This window comes from Pelomonas sp. Root405 (assembly GCF_001425165.1).
In the GTDB taxonomy this organism is placed as follows: Bacteria; Pseudomonadota; Gammaproteobacteria; order Burkholderiales; family Burkholderiaceae_C; genus Pelomonas.
On the sequence record NZ_LMDU01000014.1, the window covers coordinates 704,259 to 724,394 of the forward strand.

18 protein-coding genes are annotated in these 20,136 nt (G+C 68.0%); 14 read left to right on the forward strand and 4 right to left on the reverse strand.

All coding sequences use genetic code 11. The features are described from left to right. Positions 1-21: 21 nt before the first annotated feature. Positions 22-756 carry an RNA methyltransferase gene (locus ASC81_RS21105; protein WP_082536695.1) on the reverse strand — a complete coding sequence of 245 codons (735 nt, stop codon included), beginning with the start codon at positions 754-756 and terminating at the stop codon, positions 22-24. Between the two features lie 110 nt (positions 757-866). On the opposite strand from ASC81_RS21105, the gene ASC81_RS21110 reads away from it, so the two are divergent. From ASC81_RS21110 to ASC81_RS21160, 11 genes are all read left to right on the forward strand, one after another. Further along, positions 867-1,799: an inositol monophosphatase family protein gene (locus ASC81_RS21110; RefSeq protein WP_056271896.1), complete on the forward strand. Its 933-nt coding sequence runs from the start codon at positions 867-869 to the stop codon at positions 1,797-1,799. A 226-nt stretch (positions 1,800-2,025) separates the two neighbouring features. Beyond that, the gene (locus ASC81_RS21115) at positions 2,026-2,340 is read left to right on the forward strand and encodes an energy transducer TonB (protein ID WP_056271519.1); all 315 of its coding nucleotides are present in this window, start codon (positions 2,026-2,028) and stop codon (positions 2,338-2,340) included. 123 nt (positions 2,341-2,463) lie between these two features. Further along, positions 2,464-5,031 (forward strand): DNA mismatch repair protein MutS, encoded by a 2,568-nt coding sequence (mutS, locus tag ASC81_RS21120; protein WP_056271522.1) that lies wholly within the window; start codon positions 2,464-2,466, stop codon positions 5,029-5,031. After that, complete coding sequence (locus ASC81_RS21125) at positions 5,028-5,828, forward strand: alpha/beta fold hydrolase (protein WP_056271523.1); 801 nt, start codon at positions 5,028-5,030, stop codon at positions 5,826-5,828. The genes mutS and ASC81_RS21125 overlap by 4 nt, the downstream gene beginning before the upstream one ends. Positions 5,829-5,887: 59 nt before the next feature. Then, complete coding sequence (locus ASC81_RS21130; protein WP_056271526.1) at positions 5,888-7,519, forward strand: CTP synthase; 1,632 nt, start codon at positions 5,888-5,890, stop codon at positions 7,517-7,519. A 2-nt stretch (positions 7,520-7,521) separates the two neighbouring features. Then, positions 7,522-8,379, forward strand: coding sequence for a 3-deoxy-8-phosphooctulonate synthase (gene kdsA, locus ASC81_RS21135; protein ID WP_056271528.1), 858 nt, complete (start codon positions 7,522-7,524; stop codon positions 8,377-8,379). 46 nt (positions 8,380-8,425) lie between these two features. Next, positions 8,426-8,716, forward strand: a complete 291-nt coding sequence (locus tag ASC81_RS21140; protein ID WP_056271530.1) for a DUF1330 domain-containing protein — start codon at positions 8,426-8,428, stop codon at positions 8,714-8,716. An 80-nt stretch (positions 8,717-8,796) separates the two neighbouring features. Further along, on the forward strand, positions 8,797-10,083 hold the full coding sequence (gene eno / locus ASC81_RS21145; protein ID WP_056271533.1) for a phosphopyruvate hydratase: 1,287 nt from the start codon (positions 8,797-8,799) through the stop codon (positions 10,081-10,083). A 3-nt stretch (positions 10,084-10,086) separates the two neighbouring features. Continuing rightward, positions 10,087-10,380, forward strand: a complete 294-nt coding sequence (locus ASC81_RS21150; RefSeq protein ID WP_056271534.1) for a septum formation initiator family protein — start codon at positions 10,087-10,089, stop codon at positions 10,378-10,380. Beyond that, entirely contained in the window at positions 10,380-10,991 is a 612-nt protein-coding gene (gene pnuC / locus ASC81_RS21155) for a nicotinamide riboside transporter PnuC (protein WP_156392339.1), read from the forward strand. The genes ASC81_RS21150 and pnuC overlap by 1 nt, the downstream gene beginning before the upstream one ends. Next, on the forward strand, positions 10,988-11,509 hold the full coding sequence (locus ASC81_RS21160; protein WP_056271539.1) for an AAA family ATPase: 522 nt from the start codon (positions 10,988-10,990) through the stop codon (positions 11,507-11,509). Before pnuC ends, ASC81_RS21160 begins: the two co-directional genes overlap by 4 nt. Here ASC81_RS21160 and ASC81_RS21165 read toward each other — a convergent pair. From ASC81_RS21165 to ASC81_RS21175, 3 genes are all read right to left on the reverse strand, one after another. Further along, positions 11,488-15,105, reverse strand: a complete 3,618-nt coding sequence (locus ASC81_RS21165; protein WP_156392340.1) for a hypothetical protein — start codon at positions 15,103-15,105, stop codon at positions 11,488-11,490. The two genes, ASC81_RS21160 and ASC81_RS21165, sit on opposite strands and share 22 nt — an antisense overlap. Before the next feature lie 113 nt (positions 15,106-15,218). Continuing rightward, a complete protein-coding gene (locus ASC81_RS21170) occupies positions 15,219-16,178 on the reverse strand; it encodes an Hsp33 family molecular chaperone HslO (RefSeq protein ID WP_056271545.1) in 960 nt (319 codons plus the stop codon). Then, entirely contained in the window at positions 16,175-16,699 is a 525-nt protein-coding gene (locus tag ASC81_RS21175; protein WP_056271549.1) for a gamma carbonic anhydrase family protein, read from the reverse strand. The genes ASC81_RS21170 and ASC81_RS21175 overlap by 4 nt, the downstream gene beginning before the upstream one ends. A 42-nt stretch (positions 16,700-16,741) precedes the next feature. Here ASC81_RS21175 and ASC81_RS21180 point away from each other — a divergent pair, with 42 nt between their 5' ends. Genes ASC81_RS21180 through ASC81_RS21190 form a run of 3 tightly spaced genes read left to right on the forward strand, consistent with a single transcriptional unit; the run spans position 16,742 to position 20,135 of the window. After that, a complete protein-coding gene (locus ASC81_RS21180) occupies positions 16,742-17,533 on the forward strand; it encodes a ferritin-like domain-containing protein (RefSeq protein WP_056271552.1) in 792 nt (263 codons plus the stop codon). 57 nt (positions 17,534-17,590) lie between these two features. Beyond that, positions 17,591-18,907: an aspartate aminotransferase family protein gene (locus ASC81_RS21185; RefSeq protein ID WP_056271555.1), complete on the forward strand. Its 1,317-nt coding sequence runs from the start codon at positions 17,591-17,593 to the stop codon at positions 18,905-18,907. A gap of 58 nt (positions 18,908-18,965) precedes the next feature. Further along, the gene (locus ASC81_RS21190; RefSeq protein ID WP_082536696.1) at positions 18,966-20,135 is read left to right on the forward strand and encodes an esterase-like activity of phytase family protein; all 1,170 of its coding nucleotides are present in this window, start codon (positions 18,966-18,968) and stop codon (positions 20,133-20,135) included. Position 20,136: the final 1 nt, after the last annotated feature.

The following is a 20,136-nucleotide window of genomic DNA, read 5'->3' on the forward strand; positions in this document are numbered from 1 at the left end:
GCGTGCCAGTCTAGGCGCGGGTCAATGGCCTGACGGACCTGAGGCTTTGGTCATCTGGCGCGCAATGCCGCGCAGGATGTGGACTTCCTCGTTCGTCAGCGCTGAGCGGTTGAACAGCTGGTTCAGCCGGGGCATCAGCTTCCTGGGTGCGGCCGGGTCCAGGTAGCCGATGTCGGTCAGCGCCGCCTGCAGATGCTCAAGCAGGCCTTGCACGGCGCGCGCATCCGCCAGCTCGGGGTCGGGCGTGCGCGGCTGCACGCCGAAGCCGCCGAGCGACTGACGCAGGTCGTAAGCCAGCAACTGCACGGCCTGGGCCAGGTTCAAGGAGCCGTAGTCCGGGTGGGTCGGGATGCTGAGCACCGCATGGCAGCGGTAGACGTCCTCGTTGCTCATGCCATAACGCTCGGAGCCGAACACCAGCGCCAGCCGCGGCGCGGCTTCGCGCGCGGCCAGCTCGCCGAACAGCGCGCGCGGCTCGCGCGTCGGCGGGCCGAAGTCGCGCGGCGTCATCGCGGTGGCGCAGGCGAAGTCCACGCCGTCCAGTGCCTCGGCCAGCGTGTCGACGACGCGGGCACGCGCCAGGATGTCCGCCGCGCCGCTGGCCATGGCCACGGCCGCCTCGTGGCAGAGCACGTCGGCAAAGCGCGGCGCCACCAGCACCAGGTCCTTGAAGCCCATCACCTTCATCGCCCGCGCCGTCGCGCCGACGTTGCCGGCATGGCTGGTGTTGATGAGAACGAAGCGTGTGGATTCCACGGGTTTACTCGGGGGCGGCGGCTAGAATCGCGCGATTATCCGGGCCACCCTCGTGGTGAACCGCCGCTCTTTCCTCCCGTCAGCCCCTTCCCCAGCGAGTGCCACGCATGCTGCAAACGTCCCACCATCCCATGCTCAATGTCGCCATCAAGGCGGCGCGTGCGGCTGGCGCCATCATCAACCGCGCCTCGCTGGATCTTGAAGCTCTGCGCATCAACACCAAGAGCCCGAACGACTTCGTCACCGAGGTCGACCACGCCGCAGAAGGGGTGATCATCGAGACGCTGCTGGGCGCCTACCCGGACCACGGCATCCTGGCCGAAGAGTCGGGTCGCACCCACGGCGCCAAGCATTCCGAGTACGTCTGGATCATCGATCCGCTGGACGGCACCACCAACTTCATCCACGGCTTGCCGATGTACTGCGTGTCCATCGCGCTGGCGCATCGCGGCGTCGTACAGCAGGCCGTTGTCTACGACCCGACCCGCAATGACCTCTTCTACGCCACCAAGGGCCGCGGCGCCTTCCTGAACGACCGCCGCCTGCGCGTGTCCAAGCGCACCCGCATGAGCGACGCGCTGATCGGCACCGGCTTCCCGTTCCGCCGTGGCGACAACTTCAAGCGCTACGTGAAGATGTTCGAGGAGGTCATGCAGCACTGCGCCGGCCTGCGCCGCCCGGGCGCCGCCGCACTCGACCTCTGCTACGTCGCCGCCGGCTACTACGACGCCTTCTTCGAGACCGGCCTGCAGCCCTGGGACGTGGCGGCCGGCTCACTCATCATCACCGAGGCCGGCGGCCTGATCGGCAACTTCACCGGTGAGGCCGACTACCTGCACCAGCGCGAGGTTGTTGCCGGCAACCCCAAGATCTACGCCCAGCTGGTGACCATGCTGTCGCCCTACACCCGCGTCATCAAGGAAGAAGACACCGCCGCTGCGCCCGCGCCCGTAGAGGGGGATGCCGAGGCTGCGCCGGTGGCCAGGAAGCGCGCGGCGGTGCGCATCAAGCGCGACGAGAAGGCCGACGACGCGCCGCTCTGATCGCACGATCAACGCGACATCGAAGCCCTCCTCGCGAGGGCTTCGTCGCTTCTGGGCGTGAACGAGTTGGCAGCCGCCGCAGCTCCGGGCTAACCCGACCATGGGTGCGTGACTTCTGCACGGCGGCATCCCTTACCTGTGGGGGCGCGGGTGGACAGAATGCGTGCTTCAACGCGGTCAAGACCGCTCGATTCCCTCCATCCAACCCGCCCGAAAGACGCTACCGATGCTTGCCCGTTCCGCCGTCGTCCTTGCCCTCGCCGCCGCCGCCTCCCTGGCCCATGCCGACGCCAAGGTCCTGAAGAAGGTCGCCCCCGAGTACCCGAACGAGGCCATCAAGAAGAACATCAACGCCGGCAGCGTGCGCGCCAAGATGACCATCGCCGGCGACGGCAAGGTTTCGGAGGTCGCCATCGTCGAAGCCGAACCCAAGCGTGTCTTCGACCGCGCCGCCACCGAAGCCCTGAGCCAGTGGAAGTTCGAAGGCACCGGCGCCGCCCAGACGCACGAAGTGAAGCTGGTGTTCAAGTCGGAAGACTGAGCGAGGACCGAGGACAGTCCTTGCGGACTGTCCGGCGCCTCGCGAAGGACAGCGCTTCGCTGGATCCACAAGGCCCGCAGTCGCGGGCCTTGCTTTTGTGGGCGCCAGATAATGCGCGCCCCGATGAAAACCGACACCGCCCCCGACCTCGCGCCCCACACGCCCATGATGGCCCAGTACCTGGGCTTGAAGGCGGACTTCCCGGACACGCTGCTGCTGTACCGGATGGGCGACTTCTACGAGGTCTTCTACGACGATGCGCGCAAGTGCAATGCGCTGCTGGACATCACGCTGACCCAACGCGGCCAGAGCGCCGGCCAGCCCGTCGTCATGGCCGGTGTGCCGGTCCATGCGCTGGAGAGTTATCTTGCCAAGCTCATCAAGCTCGGCGAGGCCGTGGCGATTGCCGAGCAGGTCGGCGAGGTGGGCGCCAGCAAGGGGCCGGTGGAGCGCAAGGTCGTGCGCGTCGTCACTCCGGGCACCATCACGGATACCGAACTGCTGGCCGACAAGCAAGACGCCGTGCTGTTGGCCGTCTGCGGCAGCGGCCGCCGCCATGGCCTGGCCTGGCTGTCGCTGACGCAGGGCGAGATCGGCCTGGCCGAATGCAGCGACAGCGAACTGCCGGCCTGGCTGGCACGCCTGTCGCCGGCTGAGGTTCTCGTCGATCGCGAGCAGCAGCCGGCCGGCGTGATGCGCGCGCGCTTCCCCGTCACCAACCGGCCCGGCTGGCAGTTCGACGCGGCGCTGGGCCAGCGCAAGCTCTGCGAACAGTTGGCCGTGGCCAGCCTGCAGGGCTTCAACGCGCATGAACTTGGCAACGCCCATGCCGCGGCGAGTGCCCTGCTTGCGTTTGCCGAGCACACCCAGGGCCGCGCCCTCGCCCACGTGCGCTCCTTGCGCGTGCAGCGCAGCAGCGACCTGCTGGACCTGCCGCCCGTCACCCAGCGCAACCTTGAGCTGACGCAGACGCTGCGCGGGGAGCCGAGCCCGACGCTCTTTTCGCTGCTGGACAGTTGCAAGAGCGGCATGGGCAGCCGCACGCTGCGGCAGTGGCTGCTGCATCCCAAGCGAGACCGGGCCGAAGCAACCGCACGCCACAACGCCATCGCCGCCCTGCATGCGGAAGGCTTCGAACCGTTGCGCGAGGCGCTCAAGTCGGTCAGCGATGTCGAGCGCATCTCGGCCCGCATCGCGTTGCGCCAGGTGCGGCCGCGAGAGCTGACCGGCCTGCGGGCAACGCTGCAGGTGCTGCCGCAGTTGCGCGCCGTGACGCCGGCCGCGTTGCGCGACCCCAGCCTGACGCCGCCGGCCGACATCCAGGAGCTCCTGGAACGCGCCATTGCGCTGGAGCCGGCCCTGTTGACGCGCGACGGCGGCGTCATTGCCGACGGCTTCGATGCTGAACTCGACGAGCTGCGCGGCATTCAGCAGAACTGCGACGGCTTCCTGCTTGACCTTGAAACGCGCGAGCGCGCCCGCACCGGCATCAGCAACCTGCGCGTGCAGTTCAACCGCGTGCACGGCTTCTACATCGAAGTGACCCAGGGCCAGATCGACAAGGTGCCGATGGACTACCAGCGCCGCCAGACGCTGAAGAACGCCGAGCGCTACATCACGCCGGAGCTGAAGGCCTTCGAGGACAAGGCGCTGTCTGCCAATGAGCGGGCGCTGGCGCGCGAAAAGCTGCTCTACGAGCAGGTGATCGACGCGCTGGTCAGCCGCCTGCAACCGCTGACCGCACTGGGCCGCACGCTCGCGGCGCTGGACGCCCTCGCGGCGCTGGCCGAGCGAGCGGTCACGCTCAATTGGTGCCGACCGGAGTTCGTCTCCCAGCCCTGCCTGGAGATCGAAGCCGGCCGCCACCCCGTCGTGCAGGCCCGCCTGGCCGAAACTGGCGGCGCGGAGTTCATGCCCAACGACTGCAGGCTCGACGCGCGAACCCGCATGCTGGTCATCACCGGCCCCAACATGGGCGGCAAGAGCACCTTCATGCGGCAAGTGGCGCTGATCGCGCTGCTGGGGTCCATCGGCAGCTATGTGCCGGCGACGCGCTGCCGGCTGGGGCCGATGGATGCCATCCATACCCGCATCGGCGCGGCTGACGACCTGGCCAATGCGCAGTCCACCTTCATGCTGGAGATGACCGAGGGCGCGGCCATCCTGCATTCCGCGACCGACCAGTCCCTGGTGCTGATGGACGAGATCGGCCGAGGCACGTCGACCTTCGACGGCCTCGCGCTCGCCTCGGCCATCGCCAGCCACCTTCACGACAAGACGCGCGCCTTCACGCTGTTCGCGACGCACTACTTCGAGCTGACCGAGTTCCCCGCCAAGCACGCCATGGCGCAGAACTGGCACGTGTCGGCGGTCGAGAGCGGCGAGGACATCGTCTTCCTGCACGAGCTGCAACCTGGCCCCGCCAGCCGCAGCTACGGCGTGCAGGTCGCGCGACTCGCCGGCATGCCCGCCAGCCTGGTGCGCCAGGCGCGCGCGACGCTGGAAGCGCTGGAGACCCGCGCCAACGCGGGCGACGACCAATTCGACCTGTTCGCAGCGCCGCCAGCACCGCCTGCAGCACCGGAGCCGAGCGCGTTGCTTGCCGCGCTTGAACGCATTGACCCCGACACCCTGTCCCCGCGCGAGGCGCTGGAGGCGATCTACCAATTGAAGAAGCTGGCCAAGGCATGAGCAGTCCAACCCTTGTGTTTTCACATGCCAACAGCTACCCCGCCGGCTGCTACCGCGTGCTGTTCGAGCACTGGCGCGCAGCCGGTTGGCGCGTCGAGGCGCTGGACCGCTTCGGCCACGACCCGCGCTTCCCCGTCACCGGCGACTGGCGCAAGCTGCGCGACCAGCTCATCGACTTCATCGAGAACGATGTCAAGCCGGAGGGTCAGGTCGTGCTGGTCGGTCATTCGCTCGGCGGCATGCTCAGCCTGATGGCGGCCTGCCGCCGGCCCGACCTGGTGAGCCGCCTGGTCATGCTGGACTCCCCCGTCGTTACCGGGATCAAGGCCGCTGCCGTGGCGATGGCCAAGACAACGGGCCTGATCCACCGCTACGGCCCGTCCAAGATCGCCCGTGAGCGCCGCCACGTCTGGCCCAACCGCGAGGCCGTGCATGGCCATTTCGCGGGCAAGAAGATGTTCGCCCGCTGGGACCCGCGCGTGCTGTTCGACTATGTCGAGGCCGGCTTCGAGGAGGCCGACGGCCAGGTGCGCCTGCGCTTCACGCGCGAGGTCGAGGCCCACATCTATCGCACCCTGCCCCACCACCTGCCGCTGCTGCTGCGCCTGCGCCCGCCGCAATGCCCGGTCGCCTTCGTCGGCGGCACGCGCTCTGCCGAGCTTCGTCAGGCGGGTGCCGCGGCTTCCAAGAAGCTCGCCGGCGAGAACTGGCGCTGGATGGAGGGCGGCCACCTGTTTCCCTTCGAGAAGCCAGACGAGACGGCCGAGTTGGTGCTGCAGCTGCTCAGCCCGCCGTAGACGGTCTCGTACAATCTCGATTTCCACCTCGGCGCTGCTGTTCTGGCGCGCTGCAAGACATGACCAAATACGTCTTCGTCACCGGCGGTGTGGTGTCCTCCTTGGGTAAGGGCATCGCGTCGGCCTCCCTGGCGGCCATCCTCGAATCGCGCGGCCTCAAGGTCACCCTGATCAAGCTGGACCCCTACATCAACGTCGACCCCGGCACGATGTCGCCCTTTCAGCACGGTGAGGTTTTCGTCACCGACGACGGCGCCGAAACCGACCTCGATCTCGGCCACTACGAACGCTTCATCACCACGCGGATGAAGCGCACCAACAACTTCACGACCGGCCAGATCTACAAGACCGTGCTCGAGAAGGAGCGCCGCGGCGACTACCTCGGCAAGACGGTGCAGGTGATCCCGCACATCACCAACGAGATCCAGGAATTCATCAAGCGCGGCGCCGAGGGCGTCGACGTGGCCATCGTCGAGATCGGCGGCACGGTGGGCGACATCGAGTCCCTGCCCTTCCTCGAAGCCGTGCGCCAGATGAGCCTGCGCGCCGGCCCGACCAACACGGCCTTCGTCCACCTCACCTACGTGCCCTGGATTGCCGCCGCCGGCGAGCTCAAGACCAAGCCGACCCAGCACACGGTCCAGAAGCTGCGCGAGATCGGCATCCAGCCCGATGCGCTGCTGTGCCGCGCGGACCGCCGCATCCCCGACGACGAGCGCGAGAAGATCTCGCTGTTCACCAACGTCGCCGAGTACGGCGTGATCTCGATGTGGGACGTGAACACCATCTACAAGGTGCCGCGCCTGCTGCACGAGCAGGGGCTGGACCAGCTCATCTGCACCAAGCTGCAGCTCAACACCAAGAGCGCCGACCTGAAGCGCTGGGACACGCTGGTCTATGAGGTCGAGAACCCCAAGACCGACGTCACCATCGCCATGTGCGGCAAGTACACCGACCTGTCGGACTCGTACAAGTCGCTCAACGAGGCGCTGCGCCACGCCGGCATCCACAACCACGCCGGTGTGAAGATCGAGTACGTCGACAGCGAGACGCTGACGCCCGAGACCGTCGGCGAATTGGGCAAGTTCGACGCCATCCTCGTGCCCGGCGGCTTCGGCAAGCGCGGCGTGGAGGGCAAGATTCTGGCCGCCAAGTACGCCCGCGAGCACAAGCTGCCCTACCTCGGCATCTGCCTGGGCATGCAGGTCGCGACCATCGAGGTGGCCCGTCATCTGGCCGGCCTGGAAGGCGCGAACTCGACCGAGTTCGAACCCGACACCCCGCACCCCGTCATCGCGCTGATCGACGAGTGGCAGGACGCCGACGGCAGCATCCAGAAGCGTGACGAGAAAAGCGACCTCGGGGGCACCATGCGACTCGGCGCGCAAAGCTCCGACGTCAAGGCTGGCACTCTGGCCGCGGACATCTACGGCAAGGTCGTCACCGAGCGCCACCGCCACCGCTACGAAGCCAACGAGCACTACCTGGACCGCCTTCAGCAGGCCGGCCTCGTCATCTCGGCCATCACCCAGCGCGAGAAATTGACCGAGATGGTCGAACTGCCGCGCGAAGTGCATCCCTGGTTCGTCGGCGTGCAGTTCCACCCCGAGTTCAAGTCCACACCCTGGGGCGGCCACCCGCTGTTCGCGGCCTTCGTGAAGGCAGCGCTGGACCACAAACAGAAGGTCTGACCATGAAGCTCTGCGGATTCGACGTCGGCATCGACCAACCCTTCTTTCTGATCGCCGGAACCTGCTCGATCGAAGGCCTGCAGATGTCGCTCGACGTGGCCGGGCTGTTGAAGGAAGCCTGCACGTCGCTCGGCATCCCGCTCATCTACAAGGGCTCGTTCGACAAGGCCAACCGCTCGTCCGGCACCACCCAGCGTGGCGTCGGCATGGAAGCCGGCTTGAAGATCCTCGACGAGGTGCGCCGCCAGACCGGCCTGCCGGTGCTGACCGACGTGCACGACGCCACCCAGGTGGCCGAGGTCGCCAGCGTCGTCGACGTGCTGCAGACCCCGGCCTTCCTGTGCCGCCAGACGGATTTCATCCGCGCGGTCGCGCAAAGCGGCAAGCCGGTCAACATCAAGAAGGGCCAGTTCCTCGCGCCGTGGGACATGAAGAACGTCATCGACAAGGCCCGCGCTGCAGCGCGCGAGGTGGGCCTGTCCGAAGACCTCTTCCTGGCCTGTGAGCGCGGCGTCAGCTTCGGCTACAACAACTTGGTCGCCGACATGACCAGCCTGGCCGAGATGCGCAACACCGGCGCCCCGGTCGTGTTCGACGTCACCCACTCGGTGCAGAAGCCCGGTGGCCTGGGCGGCTCCAGCGGCGGTGCCCGCGAGATGGTGCCCGTGCTGGCGCGGGCCGGCGTCGGCGTGGGCGTGGCGGGCCTGTTCATGGAGACCCACCCGAACCCGGCCGAGGCCTTCAGCGATGGCCCCAACGCCGTGCCGCTCAAGCACATGAAGACGCTGCTGGCGCAGTTGGTGGCGCTGGATCGCGTCGTCAAGCAGCAGCCCCTGCTGGAGAACGATTTCTCCTGCTGAGGTCCCGAGCCGCAGCGCCTTCAAGAACTCGACCGCATCCAACGCCATGCCCAGCGCCTACATCCTCGCCAACGTCAAGGTCACCAATCCCGAGCAATACGAGCACTACCGGCGCCTGTCGTCGCTGGCGATGAAGCAGCACGGCGCCGAGGTGCTGGTGCGCGGCGGCAAGACCACCGTGCTCGAAGGCGACTGGACGCCCGAACGCGTCGTGCTGTTGAAGTTCCCGTCGCCCGAGGCTGCGCAGGCCTTCTACGACTCGCCCGAGTACGGCGCCGCGCGCGAAGCCCGCGAGGGCATTGCCGTCATGCGCATGGTTTTGATCGAAGGCGTCTGACGCCCGCATTGTTGTGACGCGGTAACACCTGCTTGGCACACTTGCGCCGCCCGAATTTTTCACTTCCTGGAGACACACGAATGAGCGCCATTGTTGACATCGTCGGCCGAGAGATCCTCGACAGCCGCGGCAACCCCACCGTCGAATGCGACGTGCTGCTGGAGTCCGGCGTCATGGGCCGTGCGGCCGTGCCCTCGGGCGCGTCCACCGGTTCGCGCGAGGCCATCGAGCTGCGCGACGGCGACAAGGGCCGCTACCTGGGCAAGGGCGTGCTCAAGGCCGTCGAGCACATCAACACCGAGATCTCCGAGGCCGTGCTGGGCCTGGACGCCGCCGAGCAGGCCTTCCTCGACAAGACGTTGATCGACCTCGACGGCACCGAGAACAAGAGCCGCCTGGGCGCCAACGCCATGCTGGCCGTGTCGATGGCCGTGGCCCGCGCCGCAGCTGAAGAATCCGGCCTGCCGCTGTACCGCTACTTCGGCGGCATGGGCGCCGTGCAATTGCCCGTGCCGATGATGAACGTCATCAACGGCGGCGCCCACGCCAACAACTCGCTGGACCTGCAGGAGCTGATGATCGTCCCCGTGGGCGCGCCGAGCTTCCGCGAAGCGCTGCGCTGGGGCGCCGAGGTCTTCCACGCGCTGAAGAAGATCCTGCACGACAAGGGCATCTCCACCGCCGTGGGCGACGAAGGCGGTTTCGCGCCCAGCGTCGAAAGCCATGAAGCCGCCATCCAGCTGATCCTGCAGGCCGTCGACAAGGCCGGCTACCAGGCCGGCTCGCAGATCGCCATCGCGCTGGACTGCGCCGCCAGCGAGTTCTACAAGGATGGCAAGTACGTGCTCGAAGGCGAAGGCGGCATCCAGCTGACGGCCCAGGAATGGACCGACATGCTGGCCACCTGGGTCGACAAGTACCCCATCATCTCGATCGAGGACGGCATGGCCGAAGGCGACTGGGACGGCTGGAAGATCTTGACCGAGCGCCTGGGCAAGAACGTGCAGATCGTCGGCGACGACCTCTTCGTCACCAACACCAAGATCCTGCAGGAAGGCATCGACAAGGGCATCGCCAATTCGATCCTGATCAAGATCAACCAGATCGGCACGCTCACCGAGACCTTCGCCGCCATCGAGATGGCCAAGCGCGCCGGCTACACGGCCGTCATCTCGCACCGCTCGGGCGAAACCGAAGACAGCACCATCTCCGACATCGCCGTCGGCCTGAACGCTGGCCAGATCAAGACCGGCTCGCTGTCGCGCTCGGACCGCATGGCCAAGTACAACCAGCTGCTGCGCATCGAGGAAGACTTGGGCGATGTGGCGGTCTACCCCGGCCGCGCTGCCTTTTACAACTTGCGCTGACCGTTGAAGGTCTTAGCTCTGGTCCTGGCGCTCTTTCTGATCGCCATCCAAGCCCAGCTCTGGGTGGGCCGGGGCAGCATTCCCTATGTGGCCCAGCTCCGGGAGGAGGTGGCCCAGGCGCGCATCGAGAACGACGAAGCCCGCGCCCGCAATGCGCAGTTGCAGGCCGAGTTGCGTGACCTGAAGGAAGGCCTGGAGATGGTCGAGGAGAAGGCCCGCTACGAGCTGGGCATGATCAAGGCCGACGAGGTCTTCGTGCCGCTGGCACCCGCGGCGGCCTCGAGCGCCAGGCGCTGATGCTCGCCACCCTCTGGGCGGCGCTGCTCGCGCCGGCCTTCACCGCTTTTGGCAGCCCCGCTTCCTGGCTGGAGCTGATCGCCTTCGCGCTGGCCGTCTGGATGGTGGTCTGCAACATGCGCGTTCACCTGCTGGCCTGGCCGCTGGCCATCACCAGCTCGCTCATGTACTTTGCGCTCTTCTTGGACGGCAAGCTGTACGGCGAGGCGGCGCTGCAGATCGTCTTCGCCGCGCTCGCGGTCTGGGGCTGGTGGCAGTGGCGCTTCGGCCGCATGGCGACGGGCGAGGTGCTGAAGGTGCGCCGCCTCGGGCTGCGCGGGCTCGCCGGGCCCGCCCTGCTGACACTGGCCGCCTGGCCGCTGCTCGGGCTGTTCCTGGACCGCGCCACCGACAGCCCCCTGCCCTACTGGGACGCCTTCCCCACCGTGGCCAGCCTGCTCGGGCAATGGCTGCTGGCGCGCAAGTACGAGGAAAACTGGCCGACCTGGATCGTCGTCAACATCGCCAGCGTCGTGCTGTTCGGCCTCAAAGGCTATTGGCTGACCGTCATCCTTTATACCGGCTTCATCCCGATGAGCGTCATCGGCTGGCGCGCCTGGCGGAACGCATGAACGCCCGCCTCGTGGCGCTGCTCGGCGCGGAGTGCACTGGCAAGTCCACACTGGCCGAAGCGCTGGCCGAGCACTTCAATGCCGGCTTGGTGGCCGAACACCTGCGCGAATGGTGCGACACCCGCGGCCGCACGCCTTTGCAGCACGAGCAGGCCGCCATTGCCGCCGAGCAGGCCGCGCGCATCGAAGCCGCCGCCGTCAGGCACGAACTCGTCTTCTGCGACACGACACCGCTGATCACCGCGGTGTGCAGCCAGCACTACTTCGATGACGACACGCTGCTGGAGCAGGCCCTCGCCTTCCAGCGCCGCTGCGACCTGACGCTGCTGTGCGCGCCTGACCTCCCCTGGCAGGCCGACGGCATCCAGCGCGACAGCCCAGCCGTGCGGCAAGCCATCGACCAGCGACTGCGCGCGGCGTTGACGGCCGGCGGCATTGGCTGGGTCGACATCAGCGGCACGGATGCCGACCGGCGTGAGGCGGCGATTGCCGCCCTTCAACGCCCCAGCAGCAGATAGTCGAACAGCTGGGTCCCGCCGGCACCGCCCAGCGGCACCAGCAAGGCCTTGAGCAGGGGCTGGTCAAAGAAGGACGCGAACGCACCGCAGTGCTCGTTCTCCACCGAGGCGATCAGGCGCTTGTAGGGCTCGACCAGCTCCGACAAAGGCTTGCCACTGCCCGCCAGCCAACGCAGATCGGCCTGCATGGACGCCAGCGCACGCCGCCGCGTTGTCTCGGCGGCGCGCTTGAGCAGCAGGGTCAGGCCGATCAGCACGGCGACATAGAAACTCACCCCGATGGCGATGGCCGGCGTCAGCGACCAGTTGTCGAACAGCCGGCTGCGCGCCACGACGAGCAGGGCCAGCACGACGAAGGGGCCGATGACGAGCTTGGCCACCGGCGTGCTGCGCCGCGCCACCACCTGCACGTCGATCCAGTCGTCCAGCAGCGTGTGCACCGCGAAGCCACCGCCGTCCTTGCTGCGCTCCTCGGGCCGGGCGCTGAAGCGCTGCGACCACAGGGCCTTGTGTTCCTCGCCGAGAGACTTGGCGAACATCTCGATGGTGGCCTCCGGGTAGAAGCTGCGGCCCGCGTTCATGTGGCGCACGAAGCGCACCAGCAGCACCGTCGAGTCCGCCACGGCGACGATGAGCAAGGGCAGCATCAGCAGGATGGCGTAGAGCGTGGCGCTGACCATCTGGCGGTGTTCGTCGCCGCGCACCGGCACCGTTGGGATCTGGCCCTCCGACAGGCACAGGAAAAGCAGGCCGACGCAGCAGATGGTCAGCACATACCAGACCAAAGTGCGCGCCGCGCGTGGCCGCGCCTCGCCGCGCTCGCCGTACTCCTGCCAGAGCTGCGCGAAGTCGCAGCTGTAGCCCACGCCGGGCCGCCAGAACAGCACGCTGACATGGTCGAACCAGCCGCGCAGCAGCTGGCGCATGTCGCTGCGCACCACCGGCCTGGCGACCGGCCGGGGCAGTCGCAGCCAGTCTGAGTCGTTGCGGAGCTGGTTCAGGGAATCGGCCCACGCCCAGTCCAACGTCCACAGGATGGTGAACAGCGCCAGCAGGTGGATGAGGTGCGATGGCCAGGCGCTGACACCTTCCAGCCAGGCCACCGGTTCGCAGGTATCGCAGACGATCTGGCGGTTCCACCCGCCCGCCGGCCAGGCCAGCCACACCCAGACCGCCACCACCAGCAGCACGATGACCAGGTGCAGGCGGTCGATGCCCGCGTGCTGGTCGGGCGGCAGTGGCTGGTCCCGACGCGCCTGCAGCAGGGCTGGCAGCACGGCCAGCAGTGCGCCGAAGGCTGCCAGGCTGGCCAGCAGCAGCGCCTGCACGAAGCGCAGCTGGCTGGGCAGCAGAAACTCAATGAGGCTGGCCAGCACATAGGCGAACAAGCCGGCATGCAGGGCCACGAGGACGATGGACGTCATGTCCATCTGCGGCTGGTTGGCCAGCGTCGGCTCGCGCATGAAGACGCGTCGGGCCTGGCGAATCGATGGCGTCGACGGCCAGGCCAGCAGCACGCAGCTCATGACCACCACCATCAGCACCGCCAGCCCGCTGCGCCCGGCGCTGGGCGGCGGCGGACGCGCCTCCAGCGCATAGCCGGCCAGCGGCACTGCGCTGGCGCGACCGACTTCGTAGAGCGACGGCTTCCGCAAGGCTGGCTCCAGCGCCTGCCGCTCATCGCGCTTGCAGCTTTCACTGCGGCAGCCTGCCCGGCGTGCGGCGGCATAGGTGCTGGACTGGTAGATGTCGCGCAGCGGCGGTGTGCCGGCCTGCAGGTCGGCGGCACCCGCCGGGGCGCTGGCCGACGGCGGATAGAAGGCCAGCGGCAGGCTGCTGGCGACGACGAGGTTGCGCGTGAAGGCCTGGGTGCGCGGGTGCAGGTAGCGCGCGTCGATGTCCGTCGTGAAGAACATGCGGTCCGAGAAATCCTCGTGCAGGGCCTGCAGCACCAGCAGCTTGTCGTGCACGTCGTTGGCAAAGATGCCGATGGCGCCGATGGGCAGGCGGCTCGCATCGGCCTCGCTGCGCTTGAGCTCGGCGCCCAGGCGGCGCAGATAGTCGAGCTGGTCGCGGCTCTCGGGCCACTCCAGCGTCGCGTTCTTGGACGGCGGCGCCGCTGCGGCAGCACCGGTCGACTCGCGTGTCGTCACACCATCGATACCGCGGAAGAAATAGATGACCTCGATCTTTAGCGGTTGGTCCCACGGCCGGCCGTCCGGCAACCGGTAGCGCAGCTCACTGACGAGGGACTGCGCATAGAGCGAATCGCGCTCGGCGACGATAACCACGCGACGCCCCTGGTGCGGCAGGCGCAGCCCCAGCTCCGCGACGAGGCGCTTGATGAGTTCGGCGTCGGTGCCGATGGTGCGCACCATCTCCACCGGCCGCACCGGATTCACGCCGGTGATGCGGTTGAACTGATCGCTGACAAAGGACTCGAGCTTCTGGTCGCTGAGTTCCGCAATCATGCTGTTGGGCGCGGTCGAGGCCGAGTTGTAGAACTCGGCGCGCGACAGCAATTCATAGCCCTCCTGCAGATCCTGCGGCAACCCGCTGGCCGCACCGGCAACGCCCGAACTGCAGCGCGCCGCCGCCGCCCGGGCGGCCGGGCTCGGCGCGGCGGCGGCGGCGTTTTTGCGGTCGGCCGCGCAGCGCAGGTCCATCAGCGCGGCGCGCAGGGCGTCGGTCGACGACGGACCGATGACCGCCAGGCTGGGCAGGCGCTGGTCGTCCGCACCGCCGGGCGCCGCAAGCTGTCGCGCTTGGCGGCCCATCAGTTGCTGCGTCAGCCGCGCCAGCGCATCCAGCTTGCGGTTGGGCAGGGAGTTCTCGTCCACCCACAGCAGCGCAATCTGGCCATAACGGCGCGGTTTGTCGGGCCTGGCATTGCCCTCGCCTTCGCCGTCGGGCCGGCGGCGATGCTCGGCGCGCGCCGACAACAGCTCATAGGGCACGACGAAGTTGTCCTTGGCGCGGGCGGCGCGCGCCTGCTTGTCGGGGTCGCTGGGCCTGGCGACGGCAGATGAAGCCTCCAGTGGCGCAGCGGCCTCCAGCAGGCTGAACTCAAGCAGGCTCAGGCGCTCGGCGTTGTCGGGCACATAGTCCTGCGCCAGCAGGCCGGCCAGCGTTGCATAGCGCACGCGCCGCCGCGCCTCTTCGGCGCCGACGAAGTCCGCCCCTGGCAGCAGGCCCATGATGACGAGCGTGTTGTCCAGGCGCTGGTCGTGGTCGCGGTCCAGCTTGGCCAGCATCCGCTGCGGGTCGCGCACCTCCGCCACGCGTTCGCGACAGTCGATGTCCAGCGTCTGCGAGGTCTGCTTGCGGATGCGCTCGCAGCGCTCGGCGCGCTCGGTCTCATAACGTCGCAGCGCAGTGAACGGGTCTTCCCAGAGGCGGGCGTTGACGTCGAGGTCGGGGTCCAGCGGCGCCTGGGCGCGCGCCTTCTCGGCCGGCCGCAGGGGCTCGAAGGCCTGCGGCACCAGCTGTGTGCTGGCCACGAAGGCCACCAGCACCGCAGCACTTGCCCACGGGAAGCTGCCAAATCCGCCTTTATCGGCCACTGTCGCCTCCTGGCCCTTGCGAGAACGGGCCAAGGCGCGAAAGTCTCAGCTTGGCGCTGCCCCGTCAATCACTAAGGGCGCCGGCCATCCTCAGAAGGCATGAGGCGCGTTGCGCAATGGAAACGCTCCCGCCCGCTGGCCGCCGGCTACTGCAGCGTGCCGCCGGCGCCTTCGGGTTGGCGGCCTGTGGGCGTGAAGAGCGCGCCAACGTCGACCGCGTCGAAGCGATAGTGCCGGCCACAGAAGTCGCAACCGATCTCGACATCGCCGCGCTCGGCCAGCACGCTGTCGACTTCGTCGCGGCCCAGGCCCAGCAGCATCTGCGACACACGCTCGCGCGAGCAGGTGCATGCAAACCGCGGCTGCTGGGGCTCGAAGCGCGTCACCGTCTCTTCCCAAAAGAGGCGGCGCAGCACGGTGTCGGCGTCCAGCGTCAGCAGTTCCTCGGCGGTCAGGGTGCCCGCCAGGATGCTGATGCGGTTGAAGGCGTCGGACAGGCCGATATCGTCTTCATTGCGGCGCCCCTCAAGATTGCCCTCGCCCTGGATGGGCAGGCGCTGGATCAGCAGGCCGGCGGCGATGTCGCCATTGGCCGCCAGCACCAGCTTGGTGTCCAACTGCTCGGACTGCAGCATGTAGTGCTCCAGCACCTCGCTGACCTTCTGCAGCGGCTCGCGCTGGTCGCCATACAGCGGCACCACGCCCTGGTAGGGCTGCTGGCCGGGGAACTTGTCCTTGGGGTCCAGCGTGATCGCACAGCGGCCCTGGCCGCGCAGATTGACCATGGCTTCCAGCGTGGCGCCGGCCTCCACCGTGCCGATGCACTTGGCCGTCGCGCGGAAGGCCAGGTCCGGCTGCACTTCGGCCACGGCCAGCTTGACGGGGCCGTCGCCAAAGATCTGCAGCACCAGCGCGCCATTGAACTTGATGTTGGCCTGCATCAGCACCGCAGCGGCGCTCATCTGGCCGAGCAGGTCGCGCAGTTCGGGCGGGTACTCCGCGCCGGGCTCCCGGCGCGACAGCAGCTCCTGCCAGCCCGTGGTCAGGCGCACCAGCATGCCGCGCACCGGCAGGCCGTCGAACAAAAACTTGTGAAGCTCGCTCATCGGATTCTTTTCAGGCCGGCCGCATAGCGGCGGCCGTTGTTGACGTAATGGGCCGCGCTGGCCTTGAGGCCTGAAATCTGGGCCTCGGTCAGCTCGCGCACGACCTTGGCCGGCGCGCCGACGATCAGCGAGCCGTCGGGGAAGTCCTTGCCTTCGGTCACCAGCGCGCCGGCGCCGACGATGCAGTTGCGGCCGATACGGGCGCCGTTCAAGACCACAGCCCCGATGCCGATGAGGCTTTCGTCACCGACCGTGCAGCCATGCAGCATGACCTGGTGACCGACGGTCACGTTCTGGCCGATGACAAGCGGAAAGCCGTGGTCGGCATGCAGCACCGAGCCGTCCTGAATATTGCTGCCGGCGCCGATGGTCAGCGTGTCGCTGTCGCCGCGCAGCACGGCGTTGAACCAGATGCTGACATCCTCGCCGAGCGTCACGCGGCCGATGACTTCCGCGCTGTCCGCCACCCAGGCCGTGTCGGCCACGTCGGGAATGTGCTCGTCGAGCTGGTAGATCGCCATCGCAGGCCTCCCGTGAAACGCCGAATTTTAGAATCGCGGCCAATGTCTGAACTTCGTCTGGCCACGCTGGCCCCTTTGCTGATCGCCGATGCACCCGCCAAGGCGGCAGCGGCGCTCGCCCTGGACGCCGCCCTGCCCGTGGACACGACCGCCGTGATCACCGAGCCGCCCGGCATTCCGGGCCGCCCTGCCCGGCCCCAGCTGGTCGAGCACATCAAGCTGAAGCCGCCGTCGATGCGCACTCCCGCCGGGGTCGCCGCCCTGGTGCATGCCATCGCGCACATCGAACTCAATGCCATCGACCTCGCCCTGGACATCTGCTGGCGCTTCGCCGGCATGCCCGAGGCCTTCTATCGCGACTGGCTGCGCATCGCCCAGGAAGAGGCCAGGCATTTCACGCTGCTGCGCAACCACCTGCTGACGCTGGGCTTCGACTACGGTGATTTCGATGCCCACAACGCGCTGTGGGACATGGCCGAACGCACGAAGCACGACCTGCTGGCCCGCATCGCGCTGGTGCCGCGCACGCTGGAGGCGCGTGGATTGGACGCTTCCCCCGCCGTCCGCGCCAAGCTCGTCGGTGCGGGCGACAAGAAAGCCGGCGAGATCCTCGACATCATCCTGCGCGACGAAATCGGCCATGTCGCAGCCGGCAACCGCTGGTACCGATTCGTCTGCGCGCAGCGCGGGCTGGACCCCATCGCCACCTATGCCGAACTCGCGGCGCGCCACCAGGCGCCCAAGCTGCGTGCGCCCTTCAACATGGCAGCCCGCCGCGCGGCCGGCTTCGACGAGGCGGAGCTGGCCGCGCTGGCAGATGCAGGCAAGCCCTGAGCACAAAATCTGACCAACCCGTCAGAATCGGTGGCAATCGCCACCCAGGAGCCCCGCATGAGCGCAGACGATCCCAAACTTGACGCCTACTGGATGCCCTTCACGGCCAACCGCCAGTTCAAGCAGGCACCGCGTCTGCTGACCCAGGCCGACGGCATGTTCTTCCGCGACGACAAGGGCCGCGAGGTGCTCGACGGCATTGCCGGCCTGTGGTGCGTCAACGCCGGCCACAACCGGCCGCGGATCGTCAAAGCCATCCAGGCGCAGGCGGCGGAGCTGGACTTCGCGCCGCCCTTCCAGATGGCGCACCCCAAGGCCTTCGAGCTGGCCGAGCGCCTGGCGGCCATCGCGCCCGCCGGCATGAACCGCGTGTTCTTCACCAACTCCGGTTCCGAGTCAGTGGACACGGCCCTGAAGATGGCCATCGCCTACCACCGCGTGCGCGGCGAAGGCGCGCGCACCCGCCTCATTGGCCGCGAGCGCGGATATCACGGGGTCAACTTCGGCGGCATCTCGGTGGGCGGCATGGTGGCCAACCGCAAGATGTTCGGCAGCCTGCTCGCGGGCGTCGACCACATCCGTCACACGCACGACCCGGCACGCAATGCCTTCTCGGTCGGCATTCCCCAGCACGGCGCCGAGCTGGCCGACGACCTGGAGCGCCTGGTCGCGCTGCACGATGCGTCGACCATCGCGGCCGTCATCGTCGAGCCGGTCGCCGGCTCAACCGGCGTGCTGATCCCGCCGGCAGGCTACCTGCAGCGCCTGCGCGACATCTGCGACAAGCACGGCATCCTGCTGATCTTCGACGAGGTCATCACCGGCTTCGGCCGCACCGGCAACCCCTTCGGCGCGCAGACCTTCGGCGTCACGCCCGACCTGATGACGGTGGCCAAGGGCATCACCAACGGCTGCGTGCCGATGGGTGCGGTGTTCGCGCAGCAGAAGATCCACGACGCCTTCATGACCGGGCCCGAGCACCTGATCGAGTTCTTCCACGGCTACACCTACTCGGCCCACCCGCTGGCCTGCGCGGCCGGCATCGCCACGCTGGACACCTATGCCGACGACGACTTGCTGACGCGCGCCGCGCGCATGCAGGACGAGTTCGCCAAGGCCCTTCACTCCCTGCGCGACGAGCCCAATGTCATCGACGTGCGCAACATCGGCCTGGTCGGCGGTGTGGAGCTCAAACCGCTGCCGGGTGAGCCAGCCAAGCGCGCCTTCAACGTCTTCCTGGACTGCTGGGACAAGGGCCTGCTGATCCGCACGACCGGCGACACCGTTGCGCTGTCGCCGCCGCTCATCATCGAGAGCAGTCACATCGAACGCATCATCGACACGCTGCGTGGCGCGCTGCGCCGGGCGGCCTGAAGGCTTGCACTAGACTGCGCCGCCGCGCTGCGGCCCCCGGCCGCGTCCAAGGATTTTGATGACGTTGTTTGCCCGCTGCGCCTTTGCCGCCAGCCTGACCCTGGCAGCCCTGCCTGCCCTCTCACAGACGCTGACCTATCTCGGCCAGCAGATCGTGCCCACCAGCGCGAGCTTTCAGGGCCTGCCCGTCGGCGGCTTGTCCAGCCTCGACTACGTGCCGGCAACCGGGCGCTACCTGGCCATCTGCGATGACCGCAGCGACCGCGGGCCGGCGCGCTTCTACGAGCTGGCGCTGGACCTGAGCAAGTTCCGCCGCAATGCCAGCCCCGGCTCGGCGGGTGTCGCATGGGTGGGCATGACGACGCTGCTCGACCATGATGGCCAGCCCTTCGGCCGCAACCAGGTCGACCCCGAAAGCCTGCGCCTGGACACCAAGCGCAACCTCATCTACTGGGGCAACGAGGGCCAGCGCATCTCCAGCGCCGTGCAGAACCCGACGGTGCGCCGCATGCACCCCGACGGCAAGCCGGCCGGCGACCTGGCCGCGCCCAACTACTACAACCCCTCGGGCAGCGCCGGCGGCCTGGCGGCGGGCGACATCGGCCCTTACAACAACCTCGCCTTCGAGAGCATTGCGCTCACGCCGGACGGCAAGACGCTTTGGACGATGAGCGAGAACGGCCTCGCCCAGGACAGCCCGCCCGCGGCGGTGGGCCGGGGCAGCCGGGCGCGCATGCTGTCCTTCGACCTGGACAGCGGCAAGGCCGGCGCCGAGTACATCTACGAAGTCGCACCCGTGCCCTTCGCGCCCGCGCGCCCTGGCGACTTCGCCACCAACGGCGTGCCCGACATGCTGGCCCTGTCGGCCCACGAGTTCATCGTCATCGAACGCGCCTTCGCCGTCGGCGCGCTCACGCCGGGCACCGCCGCGCACACCAAGCTGCCGACCAGCAACACCATCAAGCTCTACCTCATCGACACCCGCGGCGCCACCGATGTGGCTGGCTGGCCCAGCATCAAGGGCCGCGACGTAGTGCCGGTCAAGCGCACCATGCTGCTGGACCTGTCCTCACTGAAGAACGACGACGGCAGCGTGCTGGCCCTGGACAACATCGAGGGCATCAGCTTCGGCCCCATGCACGAGGGCAAGCGCACGTTGATCCTGGTGTCTGACAACAATTTCAATCCGGCGCAGTTCACCCAGTTCATTGCGCTCAGCATCGACTGAC

Bases quoted from the DNA above. Each gene is read 5' to 3' on its own strand.
- ASC81_RS21115 (WP_056271519.1), top strand. From the start codon at position 2,026: ATGCTTGCCCGTTCCGCCGTCGTCCTTGCCCTCGCCGCCGCCGCCTCC.
- mutS (WP_056271522.1), top strand. From the start codon at position 2,464: ATGAAAACCGACACCGCCCCCGACCTCGCGCCCCACACGCCCATGATG.
- ASC81_RS21125 (WP_056271523.1), top strand. From the start codon at position 5,028: ATGAGCAGTCCAACCCTTGTGTTTTCACATGCCAACAGCTACCCCGCC.
- ASC81_RS21130 (WP_056271526.1), top strand. From the start codon at position 5,888: ATGACCAAATACGTCTTCGTCACCGGCGGTGTGGTGTCCTCCTTGGGT.
- kdsA (WP_056271528.1), top strand. From the start codon at position 7,522: ATGAAGCTCTGCGGATTCGACGTCGGCATCGACCAACCCTTCTTTCTG.
- ASC81_RS21140 (WP_056271530.1), top strand. From the start codon at position 8,426: ATGCCCAGCGCCTACATCCTCGCCAACGTCAAGGTCACCAATCCCGAG.
- eno (WP_056271533.1), top strand. From the start codon at position 8,797: ATGAGCGCCATTGTTGACATCGTCGGCCGAGAGATCCTCGACAGCCGC.
- pnuC (WP_156392339.1), top strand. From the start codon at position 10,380: ATGCTCGCCACCCTCTGGGCGGCGCTGCTCGCGCCGGCCTTCACCGCT.
- ASC81_RS21160 (WP_056271539.1), top strand. From the start codon at position 10,988: ATGAACGCCCGCCTCGTGGCGCTGCTCGGCGCGGAGTGCACTGGCAAG.
- ASC81_RS21170 (WP_056271545.1), bottom strand. From the start codon at position 16,178: ATGAGCGAGCTTCACAAGTTTTTGTTCGACGGCCTGCCGGTGCGCGGC.
- ASC81_RS21175 (WP_056271549.1), bottom strand. From the start codon at position 16,699: ATGGCGATCTACCAGCTCGACGAGCACATTCCCGACGTGGCCGACACG.
- ASC81_RS21180 (WP_056271552.1), top strand. From the start codon at position 16,742: ATGTCTGAACTTCGTCTGGCCACGCTGGCCCCTTTGCTGATCGCCGAT.
- ASC81_RS21185 (WP_056271555.1), top strand. From the start codon at position 17,591: ATGAGCGCAGACGATCCCAAACTTGACGCCTACTGGATGCCCTTCACG.
- ASC81_RS21190 (WP_082536696.1), top strand. From the start codon at position 18,966: ATGACGTTGTTTGCCCGCTGCGCCTTTGCCGCCAGCCTGACCCTGGCA.